19 protein-coding genes and 2 pseudogenes are annotated in these 13,669 nt (G+C 50.5%); 6 read left to right on the top strand and 15 right to left on the bottom strand.

Features of this window, described 5'->3' with window-relative positions; translation table 11 throughout:
• Positions 1–38: 38 nt before the first annotated feature.
• Positions 39–290: a type II toxin-antitoxin system Phd/YefM family antitoxin gene (locus BLW01_RS09900; protein ID WP_092569338.1), complete on the top strand. Its 252-nt coding sequence runs from the start codon at positions 39–41 to the stop codon at positions 288–290.
• Positions 287–541: a Txe/YoeB family addiction module toxin gene (locus BLW01_RS09895; protein WP_092569337.1), complete on the top strand. Its 255-nt coding sequence runs from the start codon at positions 287–289 to the stop codon at positions 539–541. The genes BLW01_RS09900 and BLW01_RS09895 overlap by 4 nt, the downstream gene beginning before the upstream one ends.
• Positions 542–654: 113 nt before the next feature.
• Here BLW01_RS09895 and BLW01_RS09890 read toward each other — a convergent pair whose 3' ends face one another.
• The 14 genes and pseudogenes from BLW01_RS09890 to BLW01_RS19005 form a co-directional block, all read right to left on the bottom strand.
• Positions 655–1,293: a class I SAM-dependent DNA methyltransferase gene (locus tag BLW01_RS09890; protein ID WP_092569336.1), complete on the bottom strand. Its 639-nt coding sequence runs from the start codon at positions 1,291–1,293 to the stop codon at positions 655–657.
• Positions 1,294–1,843: 550 nt separating this feature from the next.
• Entirely contained in the window at positions 1,844–2,092 is a 249-nt protein-coding gene (locus BLW01_RS18720) for a VOC family protein (protein ID WP_229806357.1), read from the bottom strand.
• Between the two features lie 68 nt (positions 2,093–2,160).
• Positions 2,161–2,571 carry a GNAT family N-acetyltransferase gene (locus tag BLW01_RS09875; RefSeq protein ID WP_092569335.1) on the bottom strand — a complete coding sequence of 137 codons (411 nt, stop codon included), beginning with the start codon at positions 2,569–2,571 and terminating at the stop codon, positions 2,161–2,163.
• An 89-nt stretch (positions 2,572–2,660) separates the two neighbouring features.
• Positions 2,661–3,281 (bottom strand): LysE family translocator, encoded by a 621-nt coding sequence (locus BLW01_RS09870; RefSeq protein ID WP_092569334.1) that lies wholly within the window; start codon positions 3,279–3,281, stop codon positions 2,661–2,663.
• 203 nt (positions 3,282–3,484) lie between these two features.
• Positions 3,485–4,132, bottom strand: a complete 648-nt coding sequence (locus BLW01_RS09860; protein ID WP_092569333.1) for a class I SAM-dependent methyltransferase — start codon at positions 4,130–4,132, stop codon at positions 3,485–3,487.
• Positions 4,133–4,265: 133 nt separating this feature from the next.
• On the bottom strand, positions 4,266–4,970 hold the full coding sequence (locus BLW01_RS09855; RefSeq protein WP_229806356.1) for a CPBP family glutamic-type intramembrane protease: 705 nt from the start codon (positions 4,968–4,970) through the stop codon (positions 4,266–4,268).
• A 236-nt stretch (positions 4,971–5,206) separates the two neighbouring features.
• Complete coding sequence (locus BLW01_RS09850; RefSeq protein WP_092569331.1) at positions 5,207–5,809, bottom strand: LysE family translocator; 603 nt, start codon at positions 5,807–5,809, stop codon at positions 5,207–5,209.
• Positions 5,810–6,161: 352 nt separating this feature from the next.
• The gene (locus BLW01_RS09845) at positions 6,162–7,001 is read right to left on the bottom strand and encodes a PhzF family phenazine biosynthesis protein (RefSeq protein ID WP_092569330.1); all 840 of its coding nucleotides are present in this window, start codon (positions 6,999–7,001) and stop codon (positions 6,162–6,164) included.
• A gap of 141 nt (positions 7,002–7,142) precedes the next feature.
• Entirely contained in the window at positions 7,143–7,718 is a 576-nt protein-coding gene (locus BLW01_RS09840) for a DUF6151 family protein (protein WP_092569329.1), read from the bottom strand.
• A 115-nt stretch (positions 7,719–7,833) separates the two neighbouring features.
• Positions 7,834–8,304 carry a hypothetical protein gene (locus BLW01_RS09835; protein ID WP_139243928.1) on the bottom strand — a complete coding sequence of 157 codons (471 nt, stop codon included), beginning with the start codon at positions 8,302–8,304 and terminating at the stop codon, positions 7,834–7,836.
• Between the two features lie 85 nt (positions 8,305–8,389).
• Positions 8,390–8,704, bottom strand: coding sequence for a HigA family addiction module antitoxin (locus BLW01_RS09830; protein WP_092569327.1), 315 nt, complete (start codon positions 8,702–8,704; stop codon positions 8,390–8,392).
• 10 nt (positions 8,705–8,714) lie between these two features.
• Positions 8,715–8,993 (bottom strand): type II toxin-antitoxin system RelE/ParE family toxin, encoded by a 279-nt coding sequence (locus tag BLW01_RS09825; protein WP_092569326.1) that lies wholly within the window; start codon positions 8,991–8,993, stop codon positions 8,715–8,717.
• Between the two features lie 410 nt (positions 8,994–9,403).
• Positions 9,404–9,607 (bottom strand): annotated as a pseudogene (locus tag BLW01_RS19010) (transposase); the annotation flags it as partial.
• Positions 9,608–9,761: 154 nt separating this feature from the next.
• Positions 9,762–10,007, bottom strand: a complete 246-nt coding sequence (locus BLW01_RS19005) for an alpha/beta fold hydrolase (protein ID WP_373294005.1) — start codon at positions 10,005–10,007, stop codon at positions 9,762–9,764.
• A gap of 303 nt (positions 10,008–10,310) precedes the next feature.
• Here BLW01_RS19005 and BLW01_RS09810 point away from each other — a divergent pair, with 303 nt between their 5' ends.
• The 3 genes from BLW01_RS09810 to BLW01_RS09800 are packed head-to-tail and all read left to right on the top strand — an operon-like array spanning position 10,311 to position 12,643.
• Entirely contained in the window at positions 10,311–11,048 is a 738-nt protein-coding gene (locus BLW01_RS09810; RefSeq protein WP_217635516.1) for a YqcI/YcgG family protein, read from the top strand.
• 2 nt (positions 11,049–11,050) lie between these two features.
• Positions 11,051–11,365, top strand: a complete 315-nt coding sequence (locus tag BLW01_RS19000) for a cupin domain-containing protein (protein WP_092569323.1) — start codon at positions 11,051–11,053, stop codon at positions 11,363–11,365.
• A gap of 21 nt (positions 11,366–11,386) precedes the next feature.
• Positions 11,387–12,643, top strand: a complete 1,257-nt coding sequence (locus tag BLW01_RS09800; protein WP_092569322.1) for an APC family permease — start codon at positions 11,387–11,389, stop codon at positions 12,641–12,643.
• A gap of 17 nt (positions 12,644–12,660) precedes the next feature.
• On the opposite strand, the gene BLW01_RS09795 is transcribed toward BLW01_RS09800, so the two are convergent.
• The gene (locus tag BLW01_RS09795; protein ID WP_092569389.1) at positions 12,661–13,089 is read right to left on the bottom strand and encodes an Lrp/AsnC family transcriptional regulator; all 429 of its coding nucleotides are present in this window, start codon (positions 13,087–13,089) and stop codon (positions 12,661–12,663) included.
• 156 nt (positions 13,090–13,245) lie between these two features.
• On the opposite strand from BLW01_RS09795, the pseudogene BLW01_RS09790 reads away from it, so the two are divergent.
• Positions 13,246–13,649: pseudogene (locus BLW01_RS09790) on the top strand (exodeoxyribonuclease V subunit alpha); the annotation flags it as partial.
• Positions 13,650–13,669: the final 20 nt, after the last annotated feature.

Raw genomic sequence — 13,669 nt, 5'->3', positions numbered from 1 at the left:
ATTCTGCACAGGTACAATAATCTGTACAGGAGAAACCAATGGATGCCATTAGCTACACAGCCGCCAGAACCAATCTCGCCAAAACCATGGAGCAGGTCTGTGAAGACCATTCTCCGATCATTATCACCCGGAGCAAGGCGCAATCCGTGGTAATGATCTCCCTCGAGGACTACGAAGCATTGCAGGAAACCGCATACCTTCTTCGTGCGCCTAAAAATGCCCGTCGTCTGCTGGAATCCGTTGCCGAACTGGAACAAGGTGGCGGAGAGGAAAAGGAACTTCTCGAATGAAGCTCATCTTCTCCGAACACGCTTGGGAAGACTACCTGTACTGGCAAAAAACCGACAAAAAGATCCTTAACCGAATCAACAAGTTGATCAAGGAAACGAAACGAGAGCCTTTCGACGGCATCGGCAAGCCCGAACCATTTAAGCACAGCCTGATCGGTTACTGGTCTCGCCGAATCAGCGAAGCAGACCGAATGGTCTATAAAGTCATGGATGACACCTTGCTTATTGCCCAACTTCGGTACCACTACTGATCCAGGCAGGAGACACTTCAGACGTTGTTCGTGGCTCATCAAGCACCGCACACACCTATACGCTCGACGGGGCTTGTAGGGGCGACTTCAGTCGCGATGCGCCCCTTTCTCGGTTACCCCAGCACCCGATACGTACACATCTTGCAGACATTGCCTTCCTCGATCTGGTAAGGCGTATCGTAGAAACTCACCAATTCCCACGCCTCCTTGATCTCCAGATCCAGCATCCGCGCCCGATAACCATACTCCTCGTATGCCCCCTCGCGCACGGTAAAGGTAATCACCCCGCCCGGCCGGGTCACACGGACCAACTCATCGAACCCATCCGCGGTGATATGGCCGTAAGTGAAGGTACCCGTACAGATAACCGCATCATAGGCGTTATCTTCCAGCGGCAAGCGCATGGTCATGTTCGCCTGTAACAGCGAACGGTAGATGTTCTTGGATGCCGCTTCATCCAGCATCTCCCAAGAATAGTCCAGCGCATCCAGCGTCCTGTAGCCACGCTTCACGAGCTCCTCACCTACCAGCCCGGTACCACTACCGGCATCGAGAATCACCGCCTCGTGATTGCCGCCCAGCGCCTGATCCAACGCCTCGGCGCTGGTGATGTGGGCGACATAGCCAAGCTCGGCCAGATCACTATCGTAGTCGGTCGCCCACGCTTTATAGGCATCTCTTAGCTGTTCGTGGTCGTCTGCGGTATACACCTTGTTGAGAATTTCGGTCTTGGTGATTTCTTTATCGGTCATAGCCTCCATCCACTGTTCTGCCCAGCGGCACGCAGCATTCTTTCCTGTTCGTTTTCACCGACCCCGAGCATCTGCAGGATCCGGCGCTGGGCGGCATTCAGAATGTGTTGACGCTCCTACCCCCCGGGCAGACGCTTGGCAACAGCCACGGCACCTACCAACGAGGCGAGGATGGCGCGGAACTTCTCGGCAATGATCTCGCAATCGGGTTCAAAGGGCAATTTCTGCACACGGCCCAGACGATCAACGGATTATCGAGCACCAAACCTGCCACAATCGACGGGTTTTGCAGGTGCGATTCAGCCGAGGTAATTGGTTGAATCGAGCACTAAAACCATTACGATCGACGGGTTTTTCAGGAGCGACTTCAGTCGATATAAGCACTTGAATCGAGCAATAAAAATATCCCGACCAACGGGTTTTTCAGGAGCAGCTTCAGTTGCGATAATTAGCTGAATCGAGCACTAAAACCATCACGATAGACGGTTTTTTGTAGGAGCGACTTCAGTCGCGATGCAGCGCGCAGCGTTGCCACAAACCATGCCCATCATCACTCATGCTGCAATAGATTGATCAACCGACCGAAAGGATCGCGAACATAGAACCGCCGCACGCCCCAAGGCTCACTGACGGGCCCATATTCGATAGCCACGTTCGCCTCCTGGAGTTGCGCAGGGCCGTGCGGAGACATCCCCACGCGATAACTATCGATCGCTAACCAATCATTCAACAACACAAACGACAAGCCCCCGAGCCAGATGGCTGACTCGGGGGCCTGGGGGTTCGCGCTCGTATGCATGACACCACAATCACGCACTTGCCGCGTGCATTACATTGTCAAACAGTTCGTTGGTATGACGTATCGCCTCAAAAGTCGAGAGTCAGTCTAAGCATATCATTGTGCTGCACTCCATCTTCAACGATTGGCTCTGAATAGTTCTTCAAGAAGAAGTTCTTATCGATGCGATCAACCCTGAAACCCTGCCGTTGGTAGAAGGTAAGCTGGTAACCGAAGGTGCCAGTCCCAACCTCCAGGCCCTTGGCACCCGACTCCTTCACTTTATCGATAACATGTTTCAGCAGCCGCGTTCCGATGCCACTCTGTTGATGCGATGGTGAAACGGCAATGTTCATCAATTCCACCATGCCTCCCGCAATCGGCTTGAGTACACAAGATCCGACCACCATATCGTTGGCATAGGCGACGAAACACCTGGACTGATTCAGGTACTCTTTGATCGCATTTTCAGAGGGGTCTGCCAAAAGCAGTAGATCCATCGGCGCCTCTGAAGACGGCACTTCATCTATTCGCAACGGTATGTACACCTCGGAATTCGAGAAAGCGAACTCTCAATGGCTGTGCGAACTCACTGGCGACGCGCCAGCAGAAGCCCGCCCCCAGCACTGCCGAGAAGCCCCGCACAGGTTCTATTGAACAGTCGACGCATAACCGGACGAGAAAACCAGTGTCGCAACACCTTTCCAAAGAGTGCATAGGCGGCTATTGCCACCCACTCAAGCATCAAAAACAGAGCGCCCAGGATGAAGAACTGAAACCCAACAGAGCCCGCGGGGTCAACGAACTGAGGAAGAAAGGCCGTAAAAATCAGAATAGCCTTGGGGTTTCCAGCCGCCAGAAAGAATTCTTGCCTCGCCAGTTGGAATAGGCTTTTTCCACCTAAAGCCTCGTTTCCACTGTCAGTGGGGTCTGCTGTCCATAGTTGAAAAGCCAACCACAGTAGATAAAACCCACCGACGATCTTTATTGCCAGAAATAATTTTTCGGACGTGTACAGCACTGTTGCCAGCCCCGTAGCGGCAAGAGTAATCATGCCCACAAATGCGACAAGCCGGCCAATTCCGGCATAGCAGGCAGCCTTGACGCCGTAACGCTTTGCATTCGCCATCGACAGGAGGTTGTTCGGGCCAGGAGCCATGTTCAGAGCAAAGCTCGCTGGTATGAATAAAAGGATCGTCATGAGAGTCACAATGGTTTCTCCTTTAAGAACACTCCGCTAATGTGCGCCACCTGCGGCGTCATCATTGATCGGTTTGTTCGCAGCTTCTGCTTGAAGACGCTCAACCAACCATACTTTTATGATTGATTGGCGGGTAACACCAATTTTACTCATCTCGCAAGGTGTGACTGGGAACAGGTAGCGGCTAACAGGTATCATGTGCCGCTCATCGATCAGGCGCGCTCGAAAAGCAGCGTCAATAAACGAAAATCAGTGTCCACTTCGTTTTGCCACTCACCTATACGACGAAGCGTAAAACCTGCTTTGATGCCCTCGTTGATATACTCGGATACGTGATGAGTGAAGGCTGGCACCAGCACGTCTTGGTCCGTCTCAGCATCACGATACTTCGCTTGTGCTCCCCGAAGCTGCTTGTAAGGGTGCAACTCGCCAATGTAAAACAAGCCCTTGGGCAAGAGTATGTGGTGAGCCTCGTTGAATACGTGGCTCAGATCTCGCACGTGTTCCAGCACGAGGTTGGCTATGACCAAATCGAATGCCTGATCAAACAACCACGGCTTTGTAATGTCTGCTTGCAGCATGCATGCTTTCTCCTCGCCTAGGCGGCCACGCGCCTTCTTGAGCATGCCTTCCGCAATATCCACTCCAACAACAGACTGGGCGTGCTCAGCAAGCCAGATCGTGTTGATTCCTGTGCCGCACCCAATCTCCAAAACTGACTTACCGGCAAGTGCGAATGATTGTTGGCGAAGCACCCTTGCGTTGAGATCACGCGTAGGGTTTTCGTTTGTATCGTACTGGTGCACCCACGTGTCGTAGGCTTTTTGTACGTCAGCAGGCGTTTTATGCATTTGAATCATCGTTTTCCGTAACTAATATGCTGAGCCGATTCAACTGGATGTATTCTGTATTGAGGAATATAACGCCGTGCTTAGCGGTCGCAGTGGAGCGAAAGCGAAACGAAGATCCGAGCGCAGCGACTACAGCACATTGTTATGCCACTCCCAAACTCAAAACATAGCTCACTAAATGTGCGAAAGCGTGCGCGATTATCGCCGCTTCCAAGCCATATCGCCAATACAGGTAACCGAACAGCACCCCGAAGGCGGTATTAGTTCCGACTATGAACAGCACCACGTAGCCCGTTAACTCGCCTGCCTGCATTGTTGCCGCTGGTAAATGGCCCGCGCCGAAAAGCAGCGCGCTCACGACGATGGCTAGCCAGACATAGAGGGGCCGAGGCGTACCGCTCCGATGTTGCAGGAACCGCCATGCCAGCCATACCAAGACTGTCATTAGCCCCCATCGTAAAAGCAATTCCTCTGTGACCCCGCCATAGAGCACACGCGCAATTATCGGCACTGTAAATTGCTGCTCCACCTCAGCGAGGGCCGCTGGAAAGCCGAAACCGCCAATTGCGAATAGCCCAACTCCTCCCACGACCCCGGCGACCAGACTGGGACGGAGCTGCGGCCGAAGGGCTGACCTGATTGATCCGGCAGACACTGCGGCCTCAAAAGCAGCAGCTCGAAAGCCAACTTTCGGCGCCAGCACCACGCCCAACCACACAGCAACAGCGACTAACAGCGCACTCTGCGCAGAGCTTGCAAGTAACACCAACCATAGGGGCACGGCGAGCGTCACGTCAGCCACAAGTTGTGGTAGCACAGTGACAGTGAGCGCGACCACGCCGAGCATGCCCGCAACCCACATGCATAAGCCAAGTCGAAGTCGCTGGGGTTTAATGGGTCCTGCTGTTGTCATCAGTGCATCCTTCGGCATAACGTCCTAATTCACCCGCGGCATGCTGCCGCGAAGCGGCGGCGAGGCCGTCGGAGTGAAATTGATTGTTGTACGCCATTTGCTCAACGCCAATAGCCAAACATAGCGGAGCGTAAATCACTCCACTGCGTGTATTTTTTAGCTATTTACTGCTAATAAATGACAGAATTTAAAGCTGGAACGAACATCCAAACACCAACGCCTACCAGCATTGCCCCATAGACAAAATTTTGCATTTTCAAAAATTTATCACTTTTAAGAAGCCGGCTGGATATTCGACCAATTGTATTCCATAGAAAATGACCAACGATACAAACAAGAACAAAGGAGAGCGCCAATACAATTGAAAAATATAGCCTATCACTTACAAACTGCGAATACATGACAATTAGAACTGTAACCACTTTAAAATTAAGTGAGCTGACAATAAACCCAGACCTAAACCCATACTGAATCTCCTCAACACTGCCGCCTGAAGTCGCGGTTATTAGTTTAACACCTAAATAAGTGACATAGAGGGCACCGAGGATTGTCAGAGCAGAGGCTAATTGCGGGATGTTACTTAAAATTGCAGTCAGGCCAAACCCGGTTAAAAGAGCATAAATGAAGATCGGAATATTCAAACCCAAAATGAAAGGTACCGACCCTTTAGTCCCTTGCTTTGCCCCAACAGTTGCACACATCACGTTGTTTGGCCCTGGGCTCCATACCAATGGAATCATCATTGCCAAGAAAAGAGTTGCCGTTGCGACCATTTCACATCCTCACACTTGCTCTACAACTAACGCTTCGCTGAGTGGCGGGCTTTGAGCGGCACGAACTCAAGCGACTGATTACGCGGAGTCATCACCAACCCCGTGGGCCGGAGTGCCTTGGTGAAACACAATTCGCCACCCCTCCTCCCGGAGTTCGCCGAGAACTGCGACACACAGGTCAGAACAGCCGTTGATGACTTCCGTGGACGGTCCCTCCATCTTCACGCAAGGGCCTCTTGCCGGCGGACAGATAGAACATGGTCGCCGGAGCAGGCGAAGCCTGCGGAAGGAACCAAACCGCGAAGCCGTTTGGCGGTCCACTGCAGCGAACTATTGGGCTCCGGTATGAGCTTCAATCTATTTCGACTGCGGTCCCACTGACGGTGACACCGCCCGACTCTGGAATGCTCACACTCAAAAGGCTTGGCCGCCCCATGTCGTCACCCTGATGAATACGAATTGATAATGGTGGCGACATTAAGTGCGAGTCCCGGAGGTAGCCGCCAAACGCTGCGGCTGCGGCGCCTGTTGCAGGATCTTCAACAACCCCTCCAACTGGAAATGGATTTCTCGAATGAAACACGTCTTCACTCTCTTTCCAGATCAGTTCAAGAGTCGTGAGATCGTGCTCAAGCATTAACGCCTTTAATTGCTCGAAGTTGTAGCTTAAGTTTGCCAGTCGCTCACGTTTCTTAACAACAAGTACTAAATGCCACGCCCCACCATAGGCGCAAATCGGCGGGATACTTTGGTCGAGGTCGTCTTTGCTCCATCCGAGTGCGTCCAAGGCTGCGGACAAGAGAGCACCTGTCGCGGCCTGTTGTTTTGTGTCCACCGACGTAAGTGACGCTATCCATCGGGTTCCATCATTTTCAACTACGACTGTTACATCGCCGGCAACTGTCGCAAACACATACGACCCTGCACCTTCTAGACGCCCCAGCACAACTCCGCTAGCTATAGTGGCGTGCCCGCAAAACGGTACCTCGGCTTCGGGGCTGAAATAGCGCACCGTCTTGATCTTCCCTGTGGTTGGTGTGATGAAAGCGGTTTCGGAATACCCAACCTCAGCGGCTATCGCCTGCATCTCCGGTTCACTTGGCAATTCCTCTCCAAGCCAAATCCCAGCGGGGTTCCCACCATCCGCAGAGTCACTGAATGCAGCGAAGCGGTAGAGTGTAGAGTTGGCCATTTTGGAACTCCTCGATCAAGGCCCAACGCTCGGCTTCAGTCGTGAGCCTACCATAGCGAAGCGGAGGCAGGATCGTCGGCGGGAAGCCGTCCGCTTGAGCGCAGAGTTAGGCGCTTATCTGTGGACAGTATACTATCCCGCCTACCGTTCCGCTTCGCTCAGCACATAGGGAGGTACAATAGGTGTAACACCGTTCTCAGCAAAAAATGGCGACGGCTTAACTTTTTTGAGCAGTTTGCCCTTAAGTATGAACGGCAACACGGTTACAAAAGCCTTCATATTGAATTTTGCGGGCGTACCCGCGGGTGGCGTTCCCTTTGCGTAGTGGCCCATGATGCGGCTGCGAACTGGCCCCAGTTCCTGATCGAGTGTGTTGGAATCTCGGGCCGTGTACACACAGCTCAGGAAGCCAATCCACGGAGTGTTTGGGCGGGTATTGGCGACGGGTGTATTGCAACATGAGGTGGAAAAGCGAAACATCCCATTTGGCGCCAGCCGTGTGCATTTCAAGTGCTCCTGTCCGTTGATAATTTCAACATCGGCAGGGTACGCGGGAATCACCTCCGTGCCACCATTGGCGTCCAGCAGATCCTCGCGCTTGATGTAACGTAGATACGATTGGCAATCATCGCAATAACAAACCAGACGTCCCGGTGTATTATTGGGAAAAGCTTTGAGCCTGGCGCGGAATTTACCGCATTCGCACTGTATTTCCATATCGGAAGCTCTCGTTGGGTCACGGGGATATTTGAGTTCCTAACGCTGCCAAAACGCGTGACTTTGGAGTGGAGGCGAAGCCGCAACGGAAAAGCCATCACCGTGATTGGTTTGGTTATGTGTTTTGTTTACGATCACGGTTTTCTCTCAGTTTTTCCCGTACCTCTTCCCTATGTTTTTTATAGTTCAGATCTAGTGTCTTGAAGTGGCCCAGCGCGACCGTGGTAGCCACTATTGCAGTAGAGGCAACCCACGTAACCCTATCCGCAAACAACCTCGTCATTTCAAAAACGGCTCCACTTTTCTCCAAAAATCTCAGACCAAATATTGCCGCCATGTTGTCGGACAGAGTTATTGCAGCCCCAACAAAAATGACTACAACAAAAAATCTGCCAAGCCAGTGAAAAAGGTGTACTGCTATATCAATAGACTTGCTCGCGACATCAATGCACCAAAACACAGCTGCCTGAATGGAGAGCAGTGCATATTCTAACCATTCACGGACCCCGCTAGGTGCGAAAAGCAAATACCACAGTAGCAGACCGACCAGCCCTACTATCTTTATTGCGCTAATTACTATATCCATAATTTCAACACTGGCCCTACCCACGAAAAATAGACACGGGTTATGCGCACCAGCGCGCTTTAGCACGTCCGCGTGACGCGACTCGTTATGCCCTGCGATCTGAGGGTGAGCCCGAATTCCAGGGTCGAATATTACTCAGCTGCTCGGCCAAAGCATCTTCAGTCACCTCAGTATCGTAAGCAGCTTGCGCCCGAAGCCAATAGCCATTGGATAGCCCAAAGAAACGACAGAGTCGCAGATCCGTATCGGCGGTTATAGAGCGCTTCCCGGCAATGATCTGTCCAATACGCTGAGCCGGTACTCCAATTTCTTTGGCAAGGCGATACTGAGAGATCCCCATAGGCTCAAGAAACTCTTCCTTCAGCAACTCGCCAGGCATTACAGGATCAATATCGCGCATAAGTCACCCCCTAATGGTAATCAACGATTTCGACATCCTCCGCGCCAGCTTTCGTCCACCGGAAGCACAATCGAAATTGCTGGTTAATCCGGATGCTGTACTGGCCTCGGCGATCACCACTCAAAGCTTCCAACCTATTGCCGGGCGGTACCTTAAGGTCCTCCAGCTGGTTTGCGAGTTGAAGCTGAAGGAGCTTCCTCAGCGCAACCCGCTCAAAATTCACAAAGCGTTTGACGCGCCGCCCGCTGACCAGCTTCTCGGTATCCCTACACTTGAACGAGATGATCATGATTTAATAGTGACGCATCGCGTTAATAACGTCAAGCGTCACTATGGCAAGATGGTGCAACTGAGATGGGCATAACAGTTCAGCATTTCTTCGCCGTGTAGAGCATGGCGGATAAATGCCTGTTGGACTAAGCCGCCCATCAGACTGCGATACCACAGCTTCTATAGGGTATTGTATTGATCGGAGCGTGGCCTGAGGCATCCGGTCGCGTGGGTACAGGCCTGTGATGTCGCGTTCGGGCCGTGAGATTGGCCATGTTTTCACCCCTTTTCGAACTCGATTTAACCCAACCTAGCGCGCCTGCTGGCCAAAATCCAACATCAGGACGAGCGTTGCCACGACCCGCAAGCGGGCCGACTCGTCGAGTCCGTTGTGTGAAGGTAGTACGGGCAGGTGTAGGCGGTGCCGAGTCGCCGGCGACGATTGGCCATAAAGCCGTAGTGACGGACCCGCATCGGCCCCTTGGACAGGACGTGGAGCAGGAAGCGGCGCACGAACTCTTCGCCAGCGTGCACGAGCCGTTTGGATCGATCACGGTCGCGATCATCCTTGACGCGCAAGGTGACCTGGAGGTCGTCCACGGCAAGGATGCGGGCATTGCTGATGGCGATCCGGTTGGCACACTACCGCCCCTACCTGGGCATGTTGCGATGAACGGCTGCCATCCATGCGGTAGTCCCTGCTACGTATTGGTTATACCAGCCATCTTCAGTGGCCTTTAGCGTACCGTAACCAGCCGTTACGCCGCGAGCAATGCCCACGCAAGCATTAGAGCGCTTTAATAACACACCCAGCATGATTGGCAATTTCATCGGCTATGCGCGGCAGCAACGCCTTTGGTAGACAATGGCCGAGCCCGTCAATTTCTACCAAGCGGCCATTCGGCAGCAGGTCTGCGATGTGCTTGCCATGGGGTGGTGGGTTGAGTGGGTCCTCGGAACCTTGAATCACCAAGGCGGGAACGCTCACCTTCCATAACTCTTGCCCCCGCCGGAGTGATACAGGCGTTGCCATCGTGTGATTCCCTGGCATCGAGAATCGACACAGCGTCTGCCGCCAGGTCCTCCACGGTATAGGGACCCTGGTCAAACGCCATGAAGGTAGAGCGCCCCGTATCACGATGATCATTCGGGACCCTACAGTTAGTAAAAAACACACCATAGACTTTCAATATTACCAATGCATGCGGCATTTTCCTTCCTAAAAAGCAGAAAATAAAACTTTTATTTATCACTTTAAAAATTTCATTGTTTTTTTGGTTAGCTATTATATAGATGACTGGCTTAATCGTAATACTTCGGCAGGGAAATGGATACGATGGACACAATGGATGTAATAAATGCTGATCATGCCGTACATGACAAACGCTCAGTCACTGAGAGCTACCAGAAAGTTTCGTGGCAGAGGAAAGCCTTTGATTATTTCGAAGAGACAATGACTAACAAAGAATCGCCTTTTCCGTGCGTATTTGGCGTACATGGCTTTAAAGAAGATCATTTGCGATTTATATTTCATAGCTATATTGACATGCCATTACTATGCCAACAGCTACGGAAATATGTAAAGAACTCCCGAAGATTTGGAAATAACACTTCTTTGGTCCTGTTCACGAATATCGACCAACGATTCGAAATAGATGAATACCACAGGATTTTTTGGGACACCCTTAAAGAGCTAACCGAAAACGACTCTCAACCATGGCCTGCTGAAATACCGAAAGCAACCGACGACCCAAAATGGGAATTTTGTTTTGCAGGAGAACCGATTTTCGTTGTTTGTAATACGCCATCGCATGTTATGCGGTATAGCCGGTATTCAACACATTTCATGATTACTTTTCAGCCACGATGGGTTTTCGACAATATCCTTGGTTCACCAGAACAAGCCAGAAAAGCTTTTTCAAAAGTTCGTCATATACTTAAAAAGTATGATACAACACCTTTATCACCTGACTTAGGAATTTATGGTGAGCCTGGTGTTTTAGAATCACGACAATATTTCTTAGACGATACAAACAAGACAAAAGAATGTCCTTTTAAAAATTTGGGAGACTAGCAGTGAGAAAATTCATTAGTGGATCAATTGACAATATCAGTCTTTCGACGTTGATTTCTCTTCTTCCTGAGCAAGGATGCGTGGAACTTCAGAGGGACGGTCCAAAACACATTCATAATTGGCACAAACATGAGACAGATGAGACTCTAATTATTATTCAAGGAAGCATCACTTTTGGTGTCGAATCTAAAGAAGTAACCTGCGGTCCTGGAGAGTATGTGGTTCTTCCTGCCGGAACGTTGCATAAGTCGACGGCTTCAAATGAAGGGTGCGTCTACACGATTTACTTTCGGGATGTTCTTAACTGGCTTAGCTAAATTCTGGACGGAGAAATTCAAATGGCCGAATTACAAAAAACCCTCTCCGCATGGCGGGGAGCGGCACTCTTCATAAATATCGTTCTTGGGGCAGGATTATTGGTGCTTCCAGGACTGACGGTGCAAAAGATCGGTGATCTCTCGATGACCTCCTGGATTCTCTGTGCTGTCCTGGCTTCTCCTTTGTTCATCATCTTCATCATTCTGGGGTGCCGATACCCCGGACCGGGAGGGATAGCATCGTACGTACAACAAGCCTACGGTAGGTTTGCTTACATAATTGCTTCGTTGATGTTCCTTGGAGCGGTACTACTCGGGTTACCAGCGATTGCATTGACTGGAGGATACTATGCAAGCAACACCTTTGGTGGTCAGGCACACATGTACGCGCTACTTATCCTTGCTGCAGTGCTTTTACTTAATCTACAGTCTGTTGAGATGGCAGGTAAGCTGAACCAATGGCTTTCCTGGGTGCTTGTGGTTTTCCTAACTGGACTGGCTCTTCTATCGTTATTCCTCGTTTCAAACGAACCCACCACACACTCTTTTGCGATACCCAGCTCATTCAGTGAAATGAAAATGATTTGGGTCGCTGTTCCTATGATTTTTTTTGCATTCACCGGCTGGGAGGTGGGTGCAAATATTACTGGTGAGTTTAAGAATCCTAAGAAAGACCTTCCATTAGCAATGTGGCTTTCGTTCGTTATTGCTGTAGTGCTCTATCTGGTAATGGCTTACGTTGTTCAACGCGCCGACCTCGGTAACGCCTATGAATCACCATTTATAACTATTATAAATAACCATTTGGGCGCATACGGAAAAAATGTCGTCGGAGTTGTCGCTATAACCTTGATATTTGCGAATCTTAGCGCGGCTGGATGGGGAGTCTCGAGAATGGTTTATTCTCTAGCTCAAGAAGGAATTGCGCCACCCTTTATACTGAGGCTAACAAAGGGGCAACCCTATCATTCGCTTGTTAGCATTATTTTCATCTTCAGCTTTGTTGTTATTTTAGACTGGCTGGGATTCATGGGAGTCGACAATCTCTTGTCGTTAGCAGGGCAAAACTTCATAATTCTCTATGGGCTTTCTGCCTTAGTCTTGGTCAAGCTGGCGGAGAAGTTCCTAGAAAAAATGATTGCTTTTCTTGGTATATTCGTTTGCATAGCCATTGTAACCCTGCAAGGCTTCAACATCATTTACCCACTTATTATCTTGGCTCTTTCTATATCGACATTTTACCTAAAAGCTAGACCAAAAAAAGCCAGGGTGTATTAATGAAGTTAGGAGTGGGGTCACACCCACTCCTTGATTACGGGTAAAATAGATACACTCTTGACATTGGCATGCTCCATAAGATAGTACTTTAGCTCCATCATTTCTTCGAGCGTATTGTACTCTATCTCTAGAACTAGATCCATTTCTCCATATACTGAGCATCTCCGTTTAATAATACCGAAGACCGACAAATCATTTAACAAATTTTCACATTGCGCACCATCTACGTGGGTAATAATAACAAACCCACCGAGCTTTTCTGACCTCTCGGTATCACTGGACAATACAACATTATAGCCTTGAATAATTCCATCCGCTTCTAAGCGCTCAATCCGTTTTTCTACTGCGGTCCTTGAGCGATTGACACGGCGCGCAATGTCAGAAAACCTCTCTCTGGCGTTTATTTTGAGAATTTCGATAATCTGGCGATCCACATCATCTTTCATTGCCATACTAATGCCCACAGATCGTGTTGGTGTATCTTTAAAACCCCGTGCTTGCATTGAATATATTAGATTCTTTTGTATTTGAGAAGATGACTGATAAGCCGCACGCAATGAACCCAGGGATTCATAAGGCCATCCATATACTAAGGAACCAGAGACATGCTCAGCGCCTACAGCCATTTCCAACTGCTATGCACACTGCGCAAAGGTCCCTGGGGAGTAGAAAAAAGCCAGAACCTGAGCATCGCCAAAACGTTGCGCAGCGAAAAGCTGCTGTACGGGAGTGATGTCACGCTGGAAGAAAAGGCTGGTATGAAGGCCGCCCGGTACTCGTCACCCAAAACGACTACGGCCTGAAACTGATGAACGGCAATATCGGCATCACGCTAGCGGTACACGACCCGCGCACGCCGGGTAAAACACTGTTACGCGTCGCCTTTCCCACCAGCGACCCGGAAAAGCCTATCCGCTGGGTGCTGCCCTCTCGCCTGCACGCGGTGCAAACCGTGTTCGCGATGACGGTACACAAATTCCAGGGCTCGGAGTTCAAGCATGTCAGTACCCGGAACAAGACCTCTTC

It is taken from the genome of Aidingimonas halophila (genome assembly GCF_900106955.1).
In the GTDB taxonomy this organism is placed as follows: domain Bacteria; phylum Pseudomonadota; class Gammaproteobacteria; order Pseudomonadales; family Halomonadaceae; genus Aidingimonas; species Aidingimonas halophila.
This window is presented reverse-complemented; position numbering and strand designations above follow the sequence as displayed.